The organism is Herbaspirillum sp. FG34 (genome assembly GCF_057809315.1).
Genome location: NZ_JBMDJS010000028.1, coordinates 1 through 19,651, shown reverse-complemented (window position 1 = coordinate 19,651; position 19,651 = coordinate 1). Strand labels below are relative to the sequence as shown.

20 protein-coding genes and 2 tRNA genes are annotated in these 19,651 nt (G+C 61.8%); all 22 read left to right on the top strand.

Features of this window, described 5'->3' with window-relative positions; all coding sequences use genetic code 11:
- The first annotated feature begins 3 nt into the window (after positions 1 to 3).
- The 22 genes from fabD (at position 4) to ACODSZ_RS22050 (ending at position 19,589) form a co-directional block, all read left to right on the top strand.
- Complete coding sequence (fabD, locus tag ACODSZ_RS22155) at positions 4 to 936, top strand: ACP S-malonyltransferase (RefSeq protein ID WP_488928543.1); 933 nt, start codon at positions 4 to 6, stop codon at positions 934 to 936.
- Positions 933 to 1,688 (top strand): 3-oxoacyl-ACP reductase FabG, encoded by a 756-nt coding sequence (gene fabG / locus ACODSZ_RS22150; protein WP_088753657.1) that lies wholly within the window; start codon positions 933 to 935, stop codon positions 1,686 to 1,688. Before fabD ends, fabG begins: the two co-directional genes overlap by 4 nt.
- A gap of 163 nt (positions 1,689 to 1,851) precedes the next feature.
- Positions 1,852 to 2,091 carry an acyl carrier protein gene (gene acpP, locus ACODSZ_RS22145; RefSeq protein ID WP_006463505.1) on the top strand — a complete coding sequence of 80 codons (240 nt, stop codon included), beginning with the start codon at positions 1,852 to 1,854 and terminating at the stop codon, positions 2,089 to 2,091.
- 33 nt (positions 2,092 to 2,124) lie between these two features.
- Complete coding sequence (gene fabF, locus ACODSZ_RS22140) at positions 2,125 to 3,366, top strand: beta-ketoacyl-ACP synthase II (protein ID WP_008327974.1); 1,242 nt, start codon at positions 2,125 to 2,127, stop codon at positions 3,364 to 3,366.
- A gap of 87 nt (positions 3,367 to 3,453) precedes the next feature.
- Positions 3,454 to 3,951 carry a protein YgfX gene (locus ACODSZ_RS22135; protein WP_175342397.1) on the top strand — a complete coding sequence of 166 codons (498 nt, stop codon included), beginning with the start codon at positions 3,454 to 3,456 and terminating at the stop codon, positions 3,949 to 3,951.
- Between the two features lie 91 nt (positions 3,952 to 4,042).
- On the top strand, positions 4,043 to 4,645 hold the full coding sequence (rpoE, locus tag ACODSZ_RS22130; RefSeq protein ID WP_006463502.1) for an RNA polymerase sigma factor RpoE: 603 nt from the start codon (positions 4,043 to 4,045) through the stop codon (positions 4,643 to 4,645).
- A 76-nt stretch (positions 4,646 to 4,721) separates the two neighbouring features.
- Positions 4,722 to 5,417 carry a sigma-E factor negative regulatory protein gene (locus tag ACODSZ_RS22125; protein WP_488928542.1) on the top strand — a complete coding sequence of 232 codons (696 nt, stop codon included), beginning with the start codon at positions 4,722 to 4,724 and terminating at the stop codon, positions 5,415 to 5,417.
- Position 5,418: 1 nt separating this feature from the next.
- Positions 5,419 to 6,465: a MucB/RseB C-terminal domain-containing protein gene (locus tag ACODSZ_RS22120; protein WP_034350198.1), complete on the top strand. Its 1,047-nt coding sequence runs from the start codon at positions 5,419 to 5,421 to the stop codon at positions 6,463 to 6,465.
- Between the two features lie 14 nt (positions 6,466 to 6,479).
- Positions 6,480 to 7,958: a DegQ family serine endoprotease gene (locus ACODSZ_RS22115; RefSeq protein WP_488928541.1), complete on the top strand. Its 1,479-nt coding sequence runs from the start codon at positions 6,480 to 6,482 to the stop codon at positions 7,956 to 7,958.
- Positions 7,959 to 8,078: 120 nt separating this feature from the next.
- Complete coding sequence (locus ACODSZ_RS22110; protein WP_488928540.1) at positions 8,079 to 8,351, top strand: glutaredoxin family protein; 273 nt, start codon at positions 8,079 to 8,081, stop codon at positions 8,349 to 8,351.
- Between the two features lie 153 nt (positions 8,352 to 8,504).
- Positions 8,505 to 10,298, top strand: a complete 1,794-nt coding sequence (lepA, locus tag ACODSZ_RS22105; protein ID WP_008327981.1) for a translation elongation factor 4 — start codon at positions 8,505 to 8,507, stop codon at positions 10,296 to 10,298.
- Between the two features lies 1 nt (position 10,299).
- Positions 10,300 to 11,214: a signal peptidase I gene (gene lepB / locus ACODSZ_RS22100; protein ID WP_008327982.1), complete on the top strand. Its 915-nt coding sequence runs from the start codon at positions 10,300 to 10,302 to the stop codon at positions 11,212 to 11,214.
- A gap of 195 nt (positions 11,215 to 11,409) precedes the next feature.
- Positions 11,410 to 12,387, top strand: a complete 978-nt coding sequence (gene rnc, locus ACODSZ_RS22095) for a ribonuclease III (RefSeq protein WP_034350201.1) — start codon at positions 11,410 to 11,412, stop codon at positions 12,385 to 12,387.
- Complete coding sequence (gene era, locus ACODSZ_RS22090; protein ID WP_034350203.1) at positions 12,384 to 13,313, top strand: GTPase Era; 930 nt, start codon at positions 12,384 to 12,386, stop codon at positions 13,311 to 13,313. Before rnc ends, era begins: the two co-directional genes overlap by 4 nt.
- Positions 13,314 to 13,414: 101 nt before the next feature.
- Positions 13,415 to 14,257: a DNA repair protein RecO gene (recO, locus tag ACODSZ_RS22085; protein WP_175342401.1), complete on the top strand. Its 843-nt coding sequence runs from the start codon at positions 13,415 to 13,417 to the stop codon at positions 14,255 to 14,257.
- A gap of 164 nt (positions 14,258 to 14,421) precedes the next feature.
- On the top strand, positions 14,422 to 15,195 hold the full coding sequence (gene pdxJ, locus ACODSZ_RS22080) for a pyridoxine 5'-phosphate synthase (protein ID WP_175342402.1): 774 nt from the start codon (positions 14,422 to 14,424) through the stop codon (positions 15,193 to 15,195).
- A 10-nt stretch (positions 15,196 to 15,205) separates the two neighbouring features.
- The gene (gene acpS / locus ACODSZ_RS22075) at positions 15,206 to 15,598 is read left to right on the top strand and encodes a holo-ACP synthase (protein ID WP_008327987.1); all 393 of its coding nucleotides are present in this window, start codon (positions 15,206 to 15,208) and stop codon (positions 15,596 to 15,598) included.
- Positions 15,595 to 16,623 carry a beta-N-acetylhexosaminidase gene (gene nagZ / locus ACODSZ_RS22070; RefSeq protein ID WP_488928539.1) on the top strand — a complete coding sequence of 343 codons (1,029 nt, stop codon included), beginning with the start codon at positions 15,595 to 15,597 and terminating at the stop codon, positions 16,621 to 16,623. Before acpS ends, nagZ begins: the two co-directional genes overlap by 4 nt.
- A gap of 17 nt (positions 16,624 to 16,640) precedes the next feature.
- Complete coding sequence (gene uvrC, locus ACODSZ_RS22065) at positions 16,641 to 18,506, top strand: excinuclease ABC subunit UvrC (protein WP_008327990.1); 1,866 nt, start codon at positions 16,641 to 16,643, stop codon at positions 18,504 to 18,506.
- Between the two features lie 123 nt (positions 18,507 to 18,629).
- Positions 18,630 to 19,229 (top strand): CDP-diacylglycerol--glycerol-3-phosphate 3-phosphatidyltransferase, encoded by a 600-nt coding sequence (gene pgsA, locus ACODSZ_RS22060; RefSeq protein WP_175342404.1) that lies wholly within the window; start codon positions 18,630 to 18,632, stop codon positions 19,227 to 19,229.
- A gap of 58 nt (positions 19,230 to 19,287) precedes the next feature.
- Positions 19,288 to 19,363, top strand: a tRNA-Gly gene (locus ACODSZ_RS22055).
- A gap of 152 nt (positions 19,364 to 19,515) precedes the next feature.
- Positions 19,516 to 19,589 (top strand) — tRNA-Cys (locus ACODSZ_RS22050).
- Positions 19,590 to 19,651 lie beyond the last annotated feature (62 nt).

Below are 19,651 nucleotides of genomic sequence, written 5' to 3'. Positions count from 1 at the left end.
AGCATGACAACATTTGCTTTCGTTTTCCCGGGCCAGGGTTCGCAGGCCATCGGGATGCTCAATGGTTTCGCCGACAATGAAGTCGTTCGCCAGACCGTCGCTGAAGCTTCCGACGCACTGCAATTCGACCTGGGCAAGCTCATCGCTGAAGGTCCCAAGGAAGACCTGGACCTGACCACCAACACCCAGCCCGTCATGCTGACGGCTGCCGTGGCTTTCTATCGCGCCTGGCTGGCCGCAGGCGGCAAGGCGCCGGCACTGGTCGCCGGCCACAGCCTGGGCGAATACTCGGCGCTGGTCGCCGCTGGCGTGATCGCCTTCAAGGATGCGGTGCCGCTGGTGCGCTTCCGTGCGCAAGCCATGCAGGAAGCCGTGCCGGTCGGGCAGGGCGGCATGGCGGCCATTCTCGGCCTGTCCGATGAGGATGTGCGTGCGGCCTGCGCCGAAGCGGCGCAAGGTGATGTGGTCGAAGCCGTCAATTTCAACGCCCCCGCACAAGTCGTGATCGCCGGCCACAAGGCTGCTGTCGGCCGTGCCTGCGACATCGCCAAGGCCAAGGGTGCCAAGCGCGCATTGCCGCTGCCGGTGTCGGCGCCGTTCCACTCCTCGCTCTTGAAGCCCGCTTCGGATCGCCTGCAAGCGTATCTGGCCAATGTGGCGTTTTCCGCCCCGCAGATCCCGCTGATCAACAACGTCGACGTGGCCGTGGTCAATGATCCGGCTGCCATCAAGGATGCCCTGGTGCGCCAGGCGGCCGCGCCCGTGCGCTGGGTCGAGACGGTGCAGAAGATGGGTGCCGACGGCGTCACCCACCTGATCGAATGCGGTCCGGGCAAGGTGTTGACCGGCCTGACCAAGCGCATCAATGGCGAGCTGGTGGGTGAGGCCATCGTCGACCAGGAATCCCTGAACAAAGTATTGGAGTTGCTGAAATGAGTGCACAGAATCTGCAAGGCCAGGTTGCCCTGGTGACCGGCGCGTCGCGCGGTATTGGCCGAGCCATCGCTACCGAGCTGGCAAAGCAGGGCGCCAAGGTGGTCGGTACGGCAACCTCGGAATCGGGTGCGGCCGCCATCAGCGAGTACCTGGCAGCATTGGGACCGGAAGCCGGTCGCGGAGCGGTCTTGAACGTCAACGACGCAGAAGCCAGCGTGGCCCTGGTGGAGCAGGTGCAGAAGGAATTTGGCGCACTCTCCATCCTGGTCAACAATGCCGGCATCACCCAGGACCAACTGGCCATGCGCATGAAGGACGAGGAGTGGGACAGCGTCATCGCCACCAACCTGACCGCCGTCGGCCGACTGTCGCGCGCCGTGCTGCGCGGCATGATGAAGGCCCGTACCGGCCGCATCATCAACATCACTTCCGTGGTGGGCGAGGCCGGCAACCCCGGCCAGATGAACTATGCTGCCGCCAAGGCCGGCGTGGCTGGCATGAGCCGCGCGCTGGCGCGCGAGATCGGCAGCCGCAACATCACCGTGAACTGCGTCGCGCCCGGTTTCATCGATACCGACATGACCAAGGCGCTGAACGAACAGCAGTCCGCCGCCATCCTGCAGCAGATCCCGCTGGGGCGCCTGGGCGCCGCAGAGGAAATCGCCTATGCGGTGGCCTTCCTGGCCTCCCCGCAAGCGGCCTACATCACCGGTACGACGCTCAATGTCAATGGCGGCATGTACATGGGTTAAGTAAGTCTTGAGGGCTTGATTCAAGTCCTTTTGACGACTTTTGTTTGCAGTTAAGCTGGACTTGGCACAATCTTGCCAGGAATAGTTAAAAGTAAATTTTCCGCGCGCAAACCTGCTAAAATGCGCGCACTTTTGTAACCTATCATCCCTCTGGAGGAACACTATGTCCGATATCGAACAACGCGTGAAGAAGATCGTCGCTGAGCAACTGGGCGTCGCCGAAGCCGACATCAAGAACGAATCGTCGTTCGTGGACGACCTGGGCGCCGACTCGCTGGACACCGTCGAGCTGGTCATGGCACTGGAAGATGAGTTCGAAATGGAAATCCCCGACGAACAAGCTGAAAAGATCACCACCGTGCAACAGGCGATCGACTACGCAAAGTCGCAAGTCAAGGCCTGATAAGGGTTTTGGTCAAAGTTTCAGGAGAATTGCTTGAGCCGTACTCGTGAACGTCGTGTAGTCATTACCGGCCTGGGATGTATCTCGCCTGTCGGCAACAACGTCGCCGATACGTGGAGTGCCATCAAGGAAGGCAAGTCCGGCATCGCTACCGTCACCAAGTTCGACGCAACCCCCTTCACCACGCACTTCGCCGGTGAAGTCAAGGGCTTCAATATCGAGGATTACATCCCCGCCAAGGAAGCGCGTCATATGGATACCTTCATTCACTATGGCATGGCCGCCGGTATCCAGGCCATGCAGGACAGTGGATTGACGGTGACCGATGAGAATGCCGAGCGCATTGGCGTCATGATCGGTTCGGGCATTGGCGGCTTGCCGCTGATCGAAGAAACCCACGCCGAACTGACCAACCGTGGTCCGCGCCGCATCAGTCCCTTCTTCATTCCGGCCTCGATCATCAACATGATCTCGGGCAACTTGTCCATCAAGTTCGGTCTGAAGGGTCCCAACCTGGCCATCGTCACCGCCTGCACCACCGGCCTGCATTGCATCGGCTCTGCCGCACGCATGATCATGTACGGTGATGCGGACGTAATGGTGGCCGGCGGCGCCGAATCCAGCGTTTCGCCGCTGGGCATCGGTGGTTTTGCTTCGGCGCGCGCACTGTCGACCCGCAACGATGATCCTGCGACCGCGTCCCGCCCCTGGGACAAGGATCGCGACGGCTTCGTGCTGGGCGAGGGTGCCGGCGTGATGGTGCTCGAAGAGTACGAACACGCCAAGGCCCGTGGCGCCAAGATCTATGCAGAACTGCTCGGCTTCGGCATGAGCGGCGATGCTTACCACATGACTGCGCCCAACCTGGATGGTCCGCGCCGCTGCGTGCTCAATGCACTGCGCGACGCCGGCGTCAATCCGGATGAAGTGCAGTACCTGAACGCGCACGGTACGTCGACCCCGCTGGGCGACAAGAACGAATCCGACGCGATCAAGGCCGCATTCGGCGACCATGCCTACAAGATGGTTGTCAATTCGACCAAATCCATGACCGGTCACCTGCTGGGTGGTGCCGGTGGCCTGGAAACGGTGTTGACCGTGCTGGCAGTGCACAATCAGGTGTCGCCGCCGACGATGAACATCTTCAACCAGGATCCGGAGTGCGATCTGGATTACTGCGCCAACCAGGCGCGGGACATGAAGATCGATATTGCCGTCAAGAACTCCTTCGGGTTCGGCGGCACCAACGGTACCCTGGTCATCGGCAAGATGTAAAATGCAAGACCCGGCTTCTTCGGAAGCCGGGTTTGTCGTTTTAACGGCGCTCATAGTATGGATGGCGCTCCTTGCTCCGGGTATCTCATGTCGATCGCAGTTTCCGCCGATATCAAACCTTCCCGCCTGCTTTTGTTGGTCACTGTCCTCGCCTGTCTGTGCGTGGCGCTCACTGGTGTCGCGCTGGCCTTCGGGATGCCGGGTTCGCTCTCCTGGGTGTTGCGCATCGCCCTGGCCGTGGCCTGCGTGCTGGCCGCCGCCCTCGCGCTGGTGCTGGTGTTGCGGGACCGCAAGGTCATCTGGCTGCATATCTCCGGCACCGGGCAGATCCGTGTGGTGGAGCACCTGCTTCCCTCGGCGCGCGCCAAGCCGCAAGTCATGAAAGCCGGCCTGGCCCAGCTGCTGGCCGGCAGTACCATCTGGCCAGGAATGCTGTTTCTGCGCCTGCGCCTGGAAAACGGCAGGACGCGCACCATCCCCATCCTGACGGATTCGGTCTCCGAAGATACATTCCGTGCACTTTCCGTGGCATGTCGTTGGCTGATCAGTCACAATACCGCCAAGGCAAGGCTGCTGGAAAAATAAGGCTGACGGGCTTGAAAATTGCCGAGCTGGAAGCATCTGCACGAGGCAATGACGATAAAACAACACGGCCATAAAAAACAAGGAACCCGGTTTGACGACAGAACGCGAAATTGACCAACAGCTTGTTGAGCGCGTCCAGCGTGGCGACAAGAAGGCGTTCGAGCTATTGGTAGTCAAGTATCAACGCAAGCTGATGCGCCTGGTGTCGCGCCTGGTGCGTGACCAGGCCGAAGCCGAAGACGTGGTGCAGGAAGCCTTCATCAAGGCCTATCGTGCGCTGCCGCAATTCCGTGGGGATTCTGCCTTCTATACCTGGCTTTACCGTATCGGTATCAACACTGCAAAGAACTATTTGGTCACCATGGGGCGCAGGGCGCCAACTTCGACAGAAGCAGATGCAGAAGAAGCTGAAACTTTTGACGATGCAGACCATCTGAGGGACATCAACACTCCAGAGTCGATGTTGGCCACCAAGCAGATTGCTCAGACGGTCAATGTGGCAATGGAGGCATTGCCGGAAGAATTACGTACTGCCATCACGTTGCGCGAGATCGAGGGGTTGAGCTACGACGAGATTGCAGATGCGATGAATTGTCCGATCGGCACCGTGCGCAGCCGTATTTTCCGCGCGCGGGAAGCAATTGCCGAGAAGTTGCGTCCACTGCTGGATACGGCGGCGGACAAGCGCTGGTGATGAGGCCACAAGCCTGTTGTTAAAAAGAAAATAATAAAGCGGGTATGGAACTAAGATATTTGCCGGGTGACTGCACATGGATACCAAAGTAACGACCAAAGAACAGATCTCAGCCCTCGCCGATGGTGAGCTGGGCTCTGAAGAAATGACCCTTGCCTTCGCGGCCCTGCGTTCTTCCAAGGACGCCCAGGACGCTTGGGAGGATTACCATCGCATCGGCGAGGTGCTGCGTTCGGAGGAGATGGATGTCTCCCTGAGTGCCGGCTTCTCGGCCAGGATGAGCGCCTTGCTCGATGCGGAGCCGACCATCGTCGCGCCTCAGGCTGCAGCCGCCCAGCCGTCCGTGGCTGCGCCAGCCGTCCAGCCGGTGGTCACGGCCAGGGTTGCCGCCAATGGTGACCACCGTGCGAGCCGTCCCGGTCGCCTGGTGCGTTTGCTCATGCCCAGTGCTGCCGCGGCGGCAGCGGCCGTGGCAGCGGTGTTCGTGGCCATGCCGCAGCAGGCGGTGGTGACGGCCGATGCCAAGATGGCCGCTCCGGTGGCGCAGGTGGCTTCGGTGCCGGTCAACGTGCCCTCGGCCATTGCCACCGTCGCCGAGACCAATGGCAATCCGCAGAACGTGAACCAGCTGAGCTCGCTGGCGCAGCAGGGGGAAGTCAAGCGCGATCCGCGCATCGACGACTACCTGTTTGCCCATCAGCGTTTCTCGCCTTCCTACAGTTCGGCGCAATACGCCCGTTCCGCAGCCTTCTCCTCGGACGCAGACAAGTAAGATGTCTCTGACGGGGCGTCTGTACGGCGTACTGTGCTTGCTGACCACGTTGTTGGGGTTCTCCTTGGCGCCATCCGCTGAAGCGGCGGATGGCGTTTCAGCAACTGTGGTCAGCGAAGCCTCCACTTCTTCCGAATTGCTGGCGCAACTGCAAAAAATGCAGTCTGCCGCCCGGCGACTCAATTATTCCGGCAGTTTCGTCTACCAGCAGGCCGCGCAGATGCGCAGTTCGCGGGTCACTCACGTGGTGGTCGGCAAGAGTGAGCTGGAAAAACTCGAATTGCTCGACGGCAAGCCGCGCGAATTCGTGCGCGACAACGAGCAGGTGGCCAGTTACGATCCCGACCAGCGCATCGTGCGCAGGGAGCGGCGGGTCACGCGCGACACCTTCCCGGCCATCATCGATGCCCGCCCGGAAGAGTTGGCGCGCTTCTACCGGCTTGCCTCCGATGGCGACGAGCGCGTGGCAGGTCGCAGTTGCCGGGCCATCGTGCTGGCCCCGCGCGACAAGCTGCGCTACGGTTATCGATTCTGCGCCGACCAGGCCACCGGCCTGCTGTTGCGCGCGCAGACGCTGGATGGCCGGGGCGAGGTGATCGAACAGATTGCCTTCACCCAGATCGACATCGGGGCCATTGATCGCGCCCGGGTCAACCCCACTTACAAGGACACGCGCGGCTGGCGCATCGAGAAAGAGGCCATGGTCCCGGCCGATTTGTCGGCCTGGCAGGTCGCGCCGCCGCCCGGCTTTCGCAAGATCCAGCAGGTACGGCGCATGATTTCCGATAGCGGTGAGCCTGGTGCGGCACCGGCCCAGAATCGTCCGTCCGAGCGCGAGGTCTTGCAGATCGTGTTTTCTGACGGGCTGGCCGCCATTTCGGTCTTCATCGAGCCGGGCAGTCAGGGCCGCGAAGAGGGTACGATGCAGCAGGGCGCCATGAATATCCTGGGGCGTCGCCAGGGCGATTACTGGCTGACCGTCGTGGGAGAAGTCCCCGCCGCTGCGATCAGTCAGGTGGCCAATTCCATTGAACTGAAATCCAAATAAAAGAGACCGTTGCAATGATTTCCATGAAGAACACCCTGGTCAGCACCATGCTGGCCGCTTCCGTCCTTGCTGCTGCCCCGGCCGTGCAGGCGGCGCCCCCGGTGGCCTCGCCTGCGGTGGCGGCGCTGCCTGATTTCGCCGACATCGTCGAGCGCACCGGCCCGGCCGTGGTGAACATCCGTACCACCGAGCGCGTGCGCCAGAATGCGCAGGGGCAGGGTGGCATGGATGATCCGGAAATGCAGGAATTCTTCCGCCGCTTCTTCGGCATCCCCATTCCGCGCCAGCAGCAGCCGGGCACCCCGCGCGGCAACGGCAAGCAGGGCGGTCAGGGCCAGCAGGAAGAAGTGCCGCGTGGCGTGGGTTCCGGCTTCATCATCTCGGCCGACGGTTTCATCATGACCAATGCGCACGTGGTCGATGGTGCCAGCGAGGTCTATGTGACCCTGACCGACAAACGTGAATTCAAGGCCAGGATCGTCGGCTCGGATGCGCGTACCGATGTCGCCGTGCTCAAGATCGATGGCAGCAATCTGCCGCGCCTGAACATGGGGGACTCCGACAAGATCCGCGTGGGTGAATGGGTGCTGGCCATCGGCTCGCCCTTCGGCCTGGAAAACACCGTCACGGCCGGCATCGTCTCGGCCAAGGCGCGCGATACCGGCGACTACCTGCCGCTGATCCAGACCGACGTGGCGGTCAATCCCGGCAACTCGGGTGGTCCGCTGATCAACCTGAAGGGCGAAGTGATCGGCATCAATTCGCAGATCTACAGCCGTTCCGGTGGTTTCATGGGCATCTCCTTTGCGGTGCCCATCGATGAAGCGTTGCGCGTGGCCGACCAGTTGAAGACCAGCGGGCGCGTGACACGTGGCCGTATCGGCGTGCAGATCGGCGAAGTGACCAAGGATGTGGCCGAATCGCTGGGCCTGGCGCGCGCCCAGGGCGCCCTGGTGCAGCGGGTGGAAGCCGGTGGCCCGGCAGAGAAGGCCGGTCTGGAAGCGGGTGACATCATCCTGAAGTACAACGGTGCGACCATCGAGCGTCCCAGCGACCTGCCGCGCATGGTCGGCTCCACCAAGCCGGGTGCCAAGGCGACCGTCAATATCTGGCGCAAGGGCAGTGCCCGCGATGTCACCGTGACCGTGGTCGAGCTGGAAGCCGACAAGCCCAAGCAGGCCGAGGAAAAGAAGGCCAAGCCCGACAATGCCCCCAATGCCCTGGGCCTGGTGGTGAGCGATCTGAGCGACGCGCAGAAGAAGGACCTGAAGGTCGATAATGGCGTGCTGGTGGAAGCCGTCAGCGGTGCAGCTGCCGCAGCCGGCATCCGTCCGGGCGACGTGATCCAGCGTCTCAACGAAGTCGATATCAACGACAGCAAGCAGTTCACCCAGCTGGTGGCCAAGCTCGATGCCAAGAAGCGCGCGGCCGTGCTGGTGCGCCGTGGCGACGCCTCGCAGTTCGTGCCGCTGCGTCCGAACGGCGGCAACTGAGGCGGGAAGTCTTCCCGAAAAATTGCCAGAAACTTCAGCATGAAGGCTGCGGTTCCTCGGGACCGCAGCCTTTTTCCTTGGTGATCCGCCGTGCCAAGGAAAAAACTTTCATATGAGCCTATGACCACCCCTCATCCCTTGCACTTCATCATCTATTCGCGCAGCTACTGCCATCTGTGCGAAGACCTGCGCGATGCCCTGCGCCAGGCCCTGGGAGCGACGCCCGCCAGTATCGAGATGATCGATGTCGATGCCGACGAGGTGCTGGTCGCCCGCTATGACGAACTGGTGCCGGTGCTGATGGGGCAGGGTGGCGATGGCCAGTGGGTGGAGTTGTGTCATTACCATCTCGATCTGGCCCGGCTTCAGGCATTTGTTGTCGAAATGAAATAAGTTCCGGTCTCAGGACGCGCGGCCCGCCACCGGAAAGTCGGGCTTGTCCCTGTGAATTCCGGTAAAATGCCGGGTCGAATAAGCTGTTGCAAAGGCGCTCGGCTGGGCAAAGCCCGCTACAGAGCGCCTTTTTTCATCGTTTCCAGTCTGTTAATGAACAATATCCGTAATTTCTCGATCATCGCCCACATCGATCACGGCAAGTCCACGCTCGCCGACCGCATCATCCAGTTGTGCGGGGGCTTGTCCAACCGCGAGATGGAAGCCCAGGTGCTGGATTCGATGGATATCGAGCGCGAGCGCGGGATCACCATCAAGGCCCAGACCGCAGCCCTGTCCTACAAGGCCAAGGATGGCCAGATCTACAACCTCAATCTGATCGATACTCCGGGTCACGTCGACTTCAGCTATGAAGTCTCGCGTTCGTTGTCGGCCTGCGAAGGCGCACTGCTGGTGGTGGACGCTTCGCAAGGCGTGGAAGCGCAGACCGTGGCCAACTGCTACACCGCCCTGGACCTGGGCGTGGAAGTGGTGCCGGTCTTGAACAAGATCGACCTGCCCTCCGCTGATCCGGACAACGCCAAGAGCGAGATCGAGGACGTCATCGGCATCGATGCGGCCGACGCCACCCCCTGCTCGGCCAAGACCGGCCTGGGTGTGGAAGAGGTGCTGGAAGCCATCGTGGCCAAGGTGCCGGCGCCCAAGGGCGATCCGGATGCGCCGTTGCAGGCGCTGATCATCGATTCCTGGTTCGACAACTACGTCGGGGTGGTCATGCTGGTGCGCATCGTCAATGGCACCCTGCGTCCCAAGGACAAGATCCTGTTGATGGCCACCGAAACCCAGTACCTGACCGAAAGCATTGGCGTGTTCACGCCCAAGTCGCAATCGCGTGAAGCCTTGACGGCAGGGCAGGTCGGTTTCGTCATCGCCGGCATCAAGGAACTGAAGTCCGCGCGCGTGGGCGACACCATCACCCTGGCCGGCAAGCCGGCCGCGGCACCGCTACCGGGTTTCAAGGAAGTGCAGCCGCAGGTGTTTGCGGGTCTGTTCCCGGTGGAAGCCAACCAGTACGACGCCCTGCGCGACTCGCTGGAAAAGCTCAAACTCAACGACGCTGCGCTGATGTATGAACCGGAAGTGTCGCAGGCGCTGGGCTTCGGTTTCCGCTGTGGCTTCCTGGGCCTGTTGCACATGGAAATCGTGCAGGAACGCCTGGAGCGCGAGTTCGACATGGACCTCATCACTACCGCGCCGACGGTGGTGTATGAAGTGCAGCAACGCGACGGTACCATGCTGATGGTGGACAACCCGTCGAAGATGCCGGAAGTCTCCAAGATCGAAGAGATTCGCGAACCCATCGTCACCGTCAACCTGTACATGCCGCAGGAATACGTGGGCTCGGTCATCACCCTGTGCACGCAGAAACGCGGCATCCAGATGAACATGAGCTACCACGGCAAGCAGGTGCAGCTGACCTACGAAATGCCGATGGCCGAAATCGTGCTGGACTTCTTCGATCGCCTCAAGTCCACCTCGCGCGGCTACGCTTCCATGGACTACGAGTTCAAGGAATACCGCGCGGCAGACGTGGTCAAGGTCGACATGCTGATCAACAGCGAGAAGGTCGATGCGCTGGCCATCATCGTGCACCGTGCCGCGGCCCAGATCCGCGGTCGCCAGGTGGCGGCGAAGATGCGTGAGCTGATCCCGCGCCAGATGTTCGACGTGGCCATCCAGGCCGCCATCGGTGCCACCATCATCTCGCGTGAAAACGTCAAGGCCATGCGCAAGAACGTGCTGGCCAAGTGCTATGGCGGTGACATCTCGCGCAAGCGCAAGCTGCTCGAAAAGCAGAAGGCCGGCAAGAAGCGCATGAAGCAGGTGGGCTCGGTCGAAATCCCGCAGGAAGCATTCCTGGCAATCTTACAAGTGGAAGATAAATAACATGCAGGCTTTGTTGGGCAACTTCGCACTCATTCTGTTCGTCCTGATGCTGGTGACCGGCGTCATCTGGTTCGCAGACACCTTCTTCCTTGCCAAGCAGCGCCGCGCCCGTGCCGATGCCGCCCTGGCCGAGTTCGACGCCCGCGTGGCGCGCGACGAGGCACAAGGCATCAAGCGCGATGGCAGCGTCGCCGCCAGCCGTGCCGACTTGCAGGCCCATCATCTGAAGCAGCCGGCCTGGATCGAGTATTCGGGCAGCTTCTTCCCGGTGATCGCGCTGGTGTTCTGCCTGCGCTCTTTCCTGTATGAGCCGTTCAAGATCCCGTCCAGCTCGATGGTGCCGACCCTGCAGGTGGGCGACCTGATCCTGGTGAACAAATTCACCTACGGTATCCGCCTGCCCATCATCAACAAGAAGATCATCGACGTGGGCCAGCCGCAGCGCGGCGATGTCATGGTCTTCAAGTACCCCAAGGATCCGTCGGTGGACTACATCAAGCGCGTGGTGGGCGTGCCCGGTGATAAAATAGTCTATGAAAACAAGCGCTTAACGGTGAATGGTGAACAAATTTCTTATAAAGCGCTGCCGGATTATCTGGACGACGAAAATCTGACGTACTATAAGCAGTGGCAGGAAAACCTGACCGGCGTGGAACACAAGATTCTGACCGATGAGCGTGCTCCCAACTTCGTGCCCAATCCCGATGCCTTCCCGCATCACGAGCTGTGCACCTACAACGCCGAAGGTTTCGCCTGCACGGTGCCGCCCGGCGAGTATTTCATGATGGGAGACAACCGGGACAACAGCCTCGACAGTCGTTACTGGGGCTTCGTACCGGACCAGAACATCGTCGGCAAGGCCTTCTTTGTCTGGATGAACCTGGGCGATATCAAGCGGATCGGCAGCTTCCACTAAAAGTGCGCCGCATCCTGGTCCAGCAGCTTTCGTAGTTTTCGCGGTTTCCAACTGGCAACTTCGCATTGTGGAGGCAGACCCGGAGCAGTTTTCAGCTTTGCTTTGAACCGATCCCGCTGACTGGTCAGGCTGGTAATCCCCGATCCACGCGCCGCTGCGCGTATCGGGGCGGCAGACTGAATGACGGATGAAAAAATGGATCCTCAACTCTTGCAACAACGGCTAGGCCACAATTTCAAGGATGCTTCGCTCCTGCAGCAGGCCTTGACCCACCGTAGCCATAGCGCCTTGCATAACGAGCGGCTGGAATTCCTCGGCGATTCGGTGCTGAACTGCGTGGTGGCCTCGCTGCTCTTCGAACGTTACGACAAGATCGACGAAGGCGATCTCTCGCGCCTGCGTGCCAATCTGGTCAAGCAGCAATCCCTGTATGAAATCGCCCAGCGGCTGGAGCTTTCGCAGTTCCTGCGCCTGGGCGAGGGCGAGCTGAAGTCGGGCGGTTTCCGCCGTCCCTCCATCCTCGCCGATACCCTGGAAGCGCTCTTTGGCGCCATCTTCCTCGATTCCGGCTTCGAGGCGGCACGTGCGGTGATCCGCTCGCTCTACGTCCCCGTACTGGAACACGTGGATCCCAAGACCCTGGGCAAGGATGCCAAGACCCTGTTGCAGGAATTTCTTCAGGGCAAAAAGATTCCGCTGCCGCAGTACAACGTCATCGCCACGCACGGCGCCGCCCACAGCCAGGAATTCGAGATCGAATGCCTGGTCCCCAAGCTGGATATTCAGGTCTTCGGTACCGGCGGCAGCCGCCGTGCTGGTGAACAGGCCGCCGCCAAGCTGGCCCTGGAAGCGGTGCAACTGGCGCTGGCCAAGACCCCTTCGGCCGGCCGCAAGCCGCGTACCCGCACCACCCAGTTGAAGCTGGCCGGCATTGCCACCATTCAGCCGGATGCGCCGGAGCACGACAGCGGCAAGGGCAATCGTTCCGAGGCCTCGACGGTCAATGGCAGCAAGCCGGCCAAGCCGGTGAAGGAGCCGAAGGAAACCAAGGAGCAGAAGGGCGCGCCGGTCACGGCCCGCAACGACGGCAAGAATACCGGCGACCGCACTGAAACGGTCGCAGCAGAACCCATTTCGGCGGCTTCATCCGCCTCGCAATCCAGAACAGCATGACAGACTCCCCCATGGCCGACGACGCGTCGGCGCAGACCCCTGATGACGATTACCGTTGCGGCTACATCGCCATCGTCGGTCGTCCCAACGTCGGCAAGTCGACCCTGATGAACGTACTGGTCGGCGCCAAGGTCAGCATCACCTCGCGCAAGGCCCAGACCACGCGCCACCGCATCACCGGCATCCAGACCATCGAGAATACCCAGTATGTCTATGTGGATACGCCGGGCTTCCAGACCCGCCACAGCAACGCGCTCAACAAGACCCTGAACCGCACCGTCACCAATACCCTGACGGCAGCCGACGTGATCCTGTTCGTGATCGAAGCCGGTACCTTCGGCCCGGCCGACAAGCAGGTGCTCGATCTCCTGCCGGCCAACGTGCCCTGCATCCTGGTGTTGAACAAGGCCGACCGCAACAAGGACAAGACCACGCTCATGCCCTTCGCCCGCGAAGTGGCTTCGCACCATGATTTTGCCGCCGTGGTGCCGGTCTCGGCCAAGCAGCGTTTCCAGCTGGACCGCCTGCAGGAAGAGGTACGCAGACTGCTGCCGCAGAATCCGCCGATGTTCGATGAAGACGACATCACCGACCGCAGCGAGAAATTCCTGGCCTCCGAAATCGTGCGCGAGAAGGTGTTCCGCTTCGTCGGTGAAGAATTGCCCTATACCAGCACGGTGCTCATCGAGAAATTCGAACAGGAAGGCAACCTGCGCCGCATCTTCGCCGCCATCCTGGTCGAGCGCGACACCCACAAGGCCATGGTGATCGGCCAGAAGGGCGCGCGTCTCAAGGAAATCTCCACCCAGTCGCGGCTGGACATGGAGCGCCTCTTCGGCGGCCCGGTCTATCTGGAGATCTGGGTCAAGGTCAAATCGGGCTGGGCTGACAACGAAGCCGGCCTGCGCGCCTACGGCTACGAATGAGCCGGCGTGCGGCCCTCTGCAGGCTGCGCTGAATTCCTGCATCATCATGGCATTACGCCGCGCCTCAACGACGTGGCTTCACGCTTTCAGGACGGATATCCATGACCACCATGCTCAACGAATCCCCGCTGGCCAGCCAGGTTGTTGATCCGGCAGTGCCGCAGGCGCCTGCCAGGGCGCCGGCGCGCAAACCGGCGGCACCGCGCGCGCGCAGCCGCGCCGTGCCGGAGAAGGAGCACAAGGTGCTGGCGCAGCCGGGCTTCGTGCTGCACAGCTATCCCTACAAGGAAACCAGTCTCATCATCGACGTCTTCTCGCGCGACCATGGTCGCGTGGCGCTGGTGGCCAAGGGGGCCAAGCGTCCGCACTCCAAGCTGCGCGGGGCCTTGCAGACCTTCCAGCCGCTTTCGCTGTCGTGGAGCGGCAAGTCCGAGGTGCGTACGCTGACCGATGCCGAATGGGTCGGGGGCCTGCTGCCACTGGAGAAATCGGCACTGCTGTGCGGCTTCTATCTCAATGAACTGCTGGTCAAGCTGCTGGCGCGCGAAGATGCGCACCCGGCGCTGTTCGACCATTACGTGGCTACCCTCAACAAGTTGGCCCACGGCGAGAATGCCCCCATCGTGCTGCGCCAGTTCGAACGCCTCCTCCTGAAGCAGACCGGGGTAGCCGGCAACTGGAGCCATTGCGTGGTCAGCGGCAAGACCGTCCAGCCTGACGGTATCTACGTCGTCGATCCCGAGCAGGGTACCCGTCCGGAGCGCATTTCCGACCGCGCGCCCAAGGTCTCCGGCAAGACCTTGCTGGACATGGAGCGCGAGGACTACAGCGACCCCACCACGCAGTTGCAAAGCAAGTTCCTGATGCGCTACCTGCTGTCGCATCACCTGGGCGGTGCGCAGCTCAACACGCGCCAGATCCTGATCGACCTGATGCAGCTGTGATGGCGCGGGCGGCCTGCCTGCCGCCGGCCAGAACATGCCGCCACTTGATCCCGTCTGCCCCCGCGTGCGATCCCGAGCCGCTACAATCCGACATAGGCTGCACGGTTCTTCACGTGCAGCCTTGATCACATCCCGACATCATTCAAACGAAGCTTCCTGACACCATGAGTTTCCTGCAGCCTGCCGGCCCGGCCATCGACCTGGGCATCAACATCGATCACGTCGCCACCCTGCGCAATGCCCGCGGCACGCGTTATCCCGACCCCATCCGCGCGGCGCTGGAAGCCGAGGAAGCCGGGGCCGATGCCATCACTCTGCACCTGCGCGAAGACCGTCGCCACATCCGCGATGAAGACGTCAAGGCCATCCGCCCGCTGCTGCAGACGCGCATGAACCTGGAAGCCGCTGTCACGAAAGAGATGATCGATTTCGCCTGTGGCATCCAGCCGCAGGATGTCTGCCTGGTGCCGGAAAAGCGCACCGAAGTCACCACCGAAGGCGGCCTCGACGTGCGCGGCCATTTTGCCGATGTGCAGGCGGCGATCGTCCAGTTGCAGCAGGAGCGCATTCGGGTCTCTTTGTTCATCGATCCGGATGTCGAGCAGATCCAGGCCGCCGCAGAATCGGGCGCACCTGTCATCGAACTTCATACAGGCCGTTATGCGGACGCCACCAGCGAGCGCGAGCAGCAGGAAGAGCTGGAACGCATCCGCATCGCCGTGCAGGCGGGCGTGAAGCTGGGCCTGAAGGTCAATGCCGGTCACGGTCTGCACTACACCAACGTCCAGGCCATCGCCGCCATCCCCGAGATTGCCGAACTCAACATTGGCCATGCCGTGGTCGCCCATGCGGTCTTCGTCGGCTGGCGCAATGCGGTCTCCGAGATGAAGGCCATCATGGTCAAGGCGCGCCTGGACGCGCTCAAGGCCCGGGGCTGAGGCGCGCTGCATGATCTACGGCATCGGTACCGACATCCTTCAGATTTCCCGCCTGCAGGCCACCCTGCAACGCCACGGCGACCGCTTCGCCGCCAGGATCCTGGGCCCGCAGGAAATGGAAAAATACCTGCGCCGCAAGGCCAAGGTGGAGGCCCGTGGCATCCGCTTCCTGGCTACCCGTTTCGCCGCCAAGGAAGCCTTTTCCAAGGCCATCGGCATGGGCATGCGCATGCCCATGACCTGGCGCGCCATGCAGGTTCTCAACGCGCCCAGCGGCAAACCGGTGGTGGTGTGCAGCGGCGCCTTGCAACAATGGATGGAAGAGCAGGGCCTGAGCGCCCAGGTCTCCGTCACCGACGAGGTGGAATACGCCGTCGCCTTTGTCATCGTGGAGAAGTCATGAATCAAACCGTCAAGCCGCTCGGTCCGGTGATGCTGGATGTGGTCGGCACCCGGCTGGATGCGACCGACATCGCACGTATCCAGCACCCGCTGACCGGCGGGGTGATCCTGTTTGCCCGCAATTACGAAAACCGTGCGCAACTGGTCGCGTTGACCAGCGCGATCCGCCAGACTCGCCCCGGCATTCTGATCGCGGTCGACCACGAAGGCGGCCGCGTGCAGCGCTTCCGCACCGACGGTTTTACGCGTCTGCCGGCCATGGGCCAGCTCGGCCAGTTGTGGGATCGCGACGTGCTGCAAGCCACCAAGGTGGCCACGGCCACCGGCTTCGTGCTGGCCGCTGAACTGCGCGCCTGTGGCATTGACCTGTCGTTCACGCCGGTGCTCGATCTGGATTACGGGGTCTCGACCGTGATCGGCGACCGTTCCTTCCATCGCGATCCGCGCGTGGTCACGCTCATGGCCAAGAGCCTCAATCACGGTCTGGCGCTGGCGGGCATGGCCAATTGCGGCAAGCATTTCCCCGGCCATGGTTTCGTCACGGCAGATTCGCACGTGGCCATTCCGGTGGATGAACGTCCGCTGGACGATATCCTGGGTGACGATGCCACCCCGTATGACTGGCTGGGCATGAGTCTGGCGGCCGTGATGCCGGCCCACGTCATCTATCCCAAGGTGGATGCCCAGCCGGCCGGTTTCTCCAAGGTGTGGCTGTCCATGCTGCGCGAGCGCTTCGCCTTCCAGGGCGTGATTTTCAGCGACGACCTCAGCATGCACGGCGCCAGTGTCGCCGGTGGTCCGCTGGAGGCGGCGCAAGCAGCACTGGATGCTGGCTGCGACGTGGCCCTGATCTGCAATTCACCCGAGAAGGCCGATGCCATTCTGGCCGGCCTCAAGGGCGGCACGGATGCGGCGTCTGCTGCGCGTCGCGCTACCTTGCTGCCCTGCGGCGAGGCGCTGACGTGGGAGGCGCTGCAGGCTGAGCCGCGCTATCTGGCGGCGCGCGCGCAGGTACAGTCGCTGTAAGTCTTTCGCATTCGTTCATGTCCGACATTCCTGCTTCCCCGCTCCCCGATCCGCGCGAGGTCGTGCTGGAGACGGTCGCCCGGCTGCCACACCTGCCGGGCGTGTATCGCTATTTCGACGCCGAAGACAACGTGCTCTACGTGGGCAAGGCGCGCGACCTCAAGAAGCGTGTTTCCAGCTATTTCCAGAAGACCCTGACCAGCCCGCGCATCGCCATGATGGTCGAGCGCATCGCCCGGCTGGAAACCACGGTCACCCGCAGCGAAGCCGAAGCGCTGCTGCTGGAAAACAATCTCATCAAGACGCTGCGTCCGCGCTTCAACATCCTCTTTCGCGACGACAAGTCCTACCCCTACCTGAAGATCACCGGCCATGCCTTCCCGCGCATGGCCTACTATCGTGGTGCGGTGGACAAGCGCAACCAGTACTTCGGTCCTTTCCCCAATGCCGGGGCGGTGAAGGAATCGATCCAGATCCTGCAGAAGGTATTCCTGCTGCGCACCTGCGAAGACACTGTCTTCACCAATCGTACGCGGCCCTGCCTGCTGCACCAGATCCATCGCTGCAGCGGCCCCTGCGTGAATCTGGTCAGCCGCGAGGATTACGCGCTCGATGTCGAGAACGCCTCCAAGTTCCTGCGTGGCCGCCAGAGCGAAGTCATGGAAGCGCTGGAGCAGAAGATGCACGCCTTCGCCGCCGACCTCAAGTTCGAGCAGGCCGCCGCCGTGCGCGACCAGATCGGCTCGCTCTCCAGCGTGCTGCACCAGCAGAGCATGGAGACGGTGAGCGACGCCGACATCGACATCATCGCCGTGGTGGTGCAGGGGGGGCGCGCCTGTGTGAACCTGGCGATGGTACGCGGCGGCCGACATCTGGGCGACCGCGCCTATTTCCCCACGCATGTGGACGATGCGATGGACACCGCCGAGGACAGCATTGAGGTCGAAGTCCTGAAAGCCTTCCTGGCCCAGCACTACATCGACAAGTTCATTCCCGGCTCGCTCATCGTCGGCACCGAATTCGATGATCCGGCGTTGATGATGGCCCTGATGGAGCAGTGCGGCCATCGCATCACGCTGACCTTCCAGCCGCAGGGCCAGCGTCGCCAATGGCTGGAGATGGCCACCAAAGGCGCCGGGATCGCACTGGCGCGGCTGCTCTCCGAACAGGGCTCGCAACAGGCACGCACCCGCGCACTGGCTGAGGTGCTGGAGCTGGAACGCGAAGACCTGGACGAACTGCGCGCCGAATGTTTCGACATCAGCCACACCCAAGGTGAAGCCACGCAAGCCTCGTGCGTGGTGTTCCATCACCATGCGATGCAGAACGGCGAATACCGTCGCTACAACATCAACGACATCACGCCCGGCGATGACTACGCTGCCATGCGTCAGGTGCTCACGCGGCGCTATGAAAAGGTCGCCAATGGCGAGGGCGTGATGCCGGACATCGTGCTCATCGACGGTGGCAAAGGACAGGTGGAAATGGCCCGCCAGGTGCTGACCGAGCTGGGCCTGGACATCAGCCTTATCGTCGGCGTGGCCAAGGGGGAGGGGCGCAAGGTGGGACTGGAAACCCTGGTCTTCGCCGATGGTCGCGCTCCCAAGGAGCTGGGCAAGGAATCTGCCGCGCTGATGCTGATCGCACAGATCCGCGACGAGGCGCACCGGTTTGCCATCACCGGCATGCGTGCCAAGCGCGCCAAGGCGCGCCAGACGTCGCGTCTGGAAGAGATCGAGGGCATCGGTGCCAAGCGCCGCCAGCGCCTGCTGGTGCGCTTTGGCGGTCTGCGCGGGGTGGTCGATGCCAGCGTGGATGACCTGGCTTCGGTAGAAGGTATCTCGCGCCAGCTGGCCGAGGAAATCTACCGGCAACTGCATTGAATGACGTGCATCCGTCACTGCGTCGATGCGCGCGCTGACGTAAAGGCGGGCGCAGCAGGGGATGACTCTGCTACTATTCGGTAAATTTTTTTTCGTGTACGCCGCTCCAACCCTCCTAGACGTATGCCTTTCAATATTCCGATTCTGCTGACCTGGTTGCGGGTGGCACTCATTCCTCTGGTCGTCGGGGTCTACTACCTGCCCGAGATCGGCCTGAACCGTTACGAACAGGGTATTGCCGCCACGGCCATCTTCGTGGTGGCCGCCGCGACCGACTGGTTCGATGGTTTCCTGGCGCGCCGCTGGAACCAGACCTCCGCCTTCGGCGCCTTCCTCGATCCGGTGGCCGACAAGCTCATGGTCACTGGCGCCTTGCTGGTGCTGGTCCATCTGGACCGCGTGCATCCGGTGATCGCCTTCATCATCATCGGTCGCGAGATTGCCATCTCGGCACTGCGCGAATGGATGGCGCAGATCGGCGCCTCCAAGTCGGTGGCGGTCAGTTCGCTGGGCAAGATCAAGACCACTGCGCAAATGATCGCCATCCCCATGCTGCTGTACTACGACAGCCTGTTCGGCTTCATCGATACCCGTCTGTGGGGTAGCCTGCTGCTGCTGGTGGCGGCGGTGCTGACGGTGTGGTCGATGCTGTACTACCTGCGTCGCGCCATGCCCATGATCAAGGAAGCCGATGCCAGCCACAGGAAAAAAATAATTAAATAATTAAGATCGATAGTTGACAAATACCAACGCCGCCTTATAATAGCGTTCTGTTTTCGATGCGGGAGTAGCTCAGTTGGTAGAGCGATACCTTGCCAAGGTATAGGTCGAGAGTTCGAGACTCTTCTCCCGCTCCAGGTTACTTGGAAAAAAGGAAGCCTAACAAAGCTTCCTTTTTTTATTGTGATAGGTGAGCGAGCATTGAAAATTTGGCGGCGACGCAAGTCGAGAAAAGTCAAAAAAGATGTTTGCAAACAACACGTGTTTTAGGTAGTATGCGTGTCCCCAAGGCGGGGTAGCAAAGTGGTTATGCAGCGGCCTGCAAAGCCGTCTACGCCGGTTCGATCCCGACCCCCGCCTCCAAAACGCTCCATGCGGGAGTAGCTCAGTTGGTAGAGCGATACCTTGCCAAGGTATAGGTCGAG